This window comes from Altererythrobacter sp. KTW20L (assembly GCF_023501975.1).
Taxonomy (GTDB): Bacteria; Pseudomonadota; Alphaproteobacteria; order Sphingomonadales; family Sphingomonadaceae; genus Alteraurantiacibacter.
This window is the reverse complement of record NZ_JAMFLH010000024.1, coordinates 1-2,671: the sequence shown is the minus strand read 5'-3', so window position 1 is coordinate 2,671 and position 2,671 is coordinate 1. Positions and strand designations below refer to the sequence as shown.

Here is a 2,671-nt window from a genome sequence, read left to right as displayed (position 1 = left end):
CTCTGCTGGTTGGATATGCGGCTGGCGTTGCTGCAGGTATCGCCTACCGGCCGTGGATAAGCGTGGTGGCAATGCTGGTAGGGGTCTTGCCGACCATCGCGGTTTCCCTTGCCAGCTCCAACCTCATCTACAAGGCTGTCGGCATTCTGCTTGCGCTGTTTCTGGCCGGCGGGATTCAGAGCATGCTTTCGCACTATCGCTTTGCATCGACCGGCATCACGATGAAGGGGTTGTTCGCCGACTTGGCGCAAAACGATGTTCTGACCGGATTGCGGAACCGGTTTGGTCTTAGGGAGCAATTCAATCACATAACCATGCTCGGCCACACCCACGGCGACCTCGCGGTGCACTGTCTTGACCTCGATCGCTTCAAACCCGTCAATGATCAGTATGGACATCCGGTGGGAGACCAGTTGCTGCGGGCGGTGTCCGAGAGGCTGGCACGTATTCTCCGGGGAACCGACTTCGCGGCGCGCATCGGCGGCGATGAATTCGTGGTCGTTCAAAGTGGAATTGCAGATCCAACCGAAGCCGAGTTCCTGGCCCGGCGGATCGTACGCGCCGTGTCGGCTCCCTATGGCATTGCCAACCGCACGATCACCATCGGGACAAGTGTCGGGTACGCTCTAGCATCCGAGAACGGGCACAACCTCGACAATTTGATTGCTGCCGCAGATGTGGCCCTGCTGCGAGCAAAACGATCCGGCGGCGGGGGCATCAGCCGAAGCGGCGGGAAAGTGCTCACTGGCTCTGTCGAAACAATGTCGCGCCTCGCGGCGAGCCCTGCAAACCAGCACTGATGCTGCGGCTCTGTCAAACCAAACGCACCGCTGGAATTCTGAGCCGACGAGGTAGGGCGCTCACATGCCTCGACCCCGCAAGCCAGCCCCTTCCGCTATTTCAACTCGTCACCTGAGATCGTCCGCCTCGTGGTGATGTTGTATGTGCGTTTTCCGGTGTCCTTGCGGAACGTCGAAGACCTGCTGGCCGAGCGAGATGGGCTGCTGGTCGAACAACCGAGCGGAGAACAGCCATTTTCCGTTCCGACGATAGAGAACGGGCAATGCTGCGATTCCCGCAGATGAAGTCAGAACCTCATGGCATGAGCCATCCAGCGGGAATGGCTGGACTCCGCCAATGGGAGACGAGTTGCGATTGGACTAACAGCTCCGACATCGCCCCGCGCGAGCCAGCGATCCATGAAAAGTGCATCAAGCTTGATCGCACGGAATTTTTGCGCCATTAGTAATTACTACCACGATTGAATATCATCACGATTGCATATCGATTATAAACGTTTGGGAGATAAAGCCATGAGGTCATCCGGTCGCAGCGCATTGGTGCTTAGCGCGTCCATTTTGGCTCTTGCCGTAGCCACACCGGTCTCGGCTTCCGGTCCTGGTGCGAGCCAGACCAATGGGGCCCAGGCGGATGTCGATGCGACGCTGACGATCAGCAACATCGGTGATGATTTCGAGTCCGGTGACACAGATGTCGCGAACCCTGCCAATGCTGTCGTCAACGACTTTCTCACCGGTCAGGTGATCCAGACGGGCAGTGCGACGGTCTTTGACCTCGACATGGAAATCCTGAACGAAGGCGAGTTCAACATCGCCGCAATCGCAAGTGCTTCCGGTGGGCTCGGTGCTGATGCAAGCGCGGACGTCACGGCCGGTATCATTCAGCAGGGCACCGGCGCCACAGGCGCTGCGCTGGTGATCGATAACAGCGGCCCGCTCGGCGTAGCGGCGAGCGCTTTTGCCAGCGCTTCGAGCATTAATGCTTTTGCCGATGCCTATATCGGTACCGGGATCGACCAGGATGCTGTTGCTACTTCGGGCGATGCGTCAGCAGCGCTGGTCAACAGCGGTGCGCTTGCCATAACTGCTGATGCTGTCGCATTGGGTGCCGCCATCCCTAGTGGTGATGCTTCTGCGGCCATAGGCGTTGGCATCAGTCAGGATGCAGCGGCTAGCAATGTCGGCAATGCATCGGCCTTGCTTACCAATAGCGGTGCGATCGATATTACTGCCGATGCTTCGGCAATTGGCGTGAGCTCCGCCGATGCGGAAGCGGACGTTAATGTCGGTATTGATCAATATGCGTTTGTGGACGGCACGGGCAATGCCCTGGCCTCAATAGACAACACTGGGGTCGTCACGATTGCTGCGGCGGCCAATGCCGACGCCAACGATGCCGATGCCTCTGCCAGCGTGGATACTGGCATTGACCAATTTGCCTACGTTTTGGGCGAAGGCGACGCTTCGGCCTTGCTGGCCAACAGCGGCACGATCGCGATCACGGCCAATGCCTCGGCGGCAGGGGCAAGTGATGCCTCGGCCGACGCCGAGATCGATAGCCAGGGTGTCTATCAATCTGCGTCTGTCAACGGCACGGGCAATGCCCTGGCCTCAATTGACAATTCTGGGGTCATCACGATTGCTGCGGCGGCCAATGCGGTTGCTACTACCGGCGATGCCTCTGCATCTGCCACCGTGGATAGCGGCATTGCTCAGTACGCTTATGCAGACACCGGCAATGCTTCGGCCTTGCTGACCAACAGCGGCACGATCGCGATTGTGGCCGATGCCTCGGCTGCGGGGGCAACTTCGGCCGATGCTGAAGCCGATGTTTATTACGGAATTGAGCAGGAGGCTCAGGTAAACGGCGT

Annotated in this window: 2 protein-coding genes and 1 pseudogene; all 3 read left to right on the top strand. The window is 58.8% G+C overall.

All coding sequences use genetic code 11. From position 1 onward, the window contains the following. Positions 1-800, top strand: an 800-nt coding sequence (locus M3P36_RS15030; RefSeq protein ID WP_249704521.1) for a GGDEF domain-containing protein, incomplete at its 5' end; no start/stop codon positions are given. Positions 801-917: 117 nt separating this feature from the next. Beyond that, positions 918-995 (top strand): annotated as a pseudogene (locus tag M3P36_RS15385) (IS6 family transposase); the annotation flags it as partial. 282 nt (positions 996-1,277) lie between these two features. Further along, positions 1,278-2,671 (top strand): hypothetical protein (locus M3P36_RS15025; RefSeq protein WP_249704520.1); only part of this gene is annotated, 1,394 nt, incomplete at its 3' end.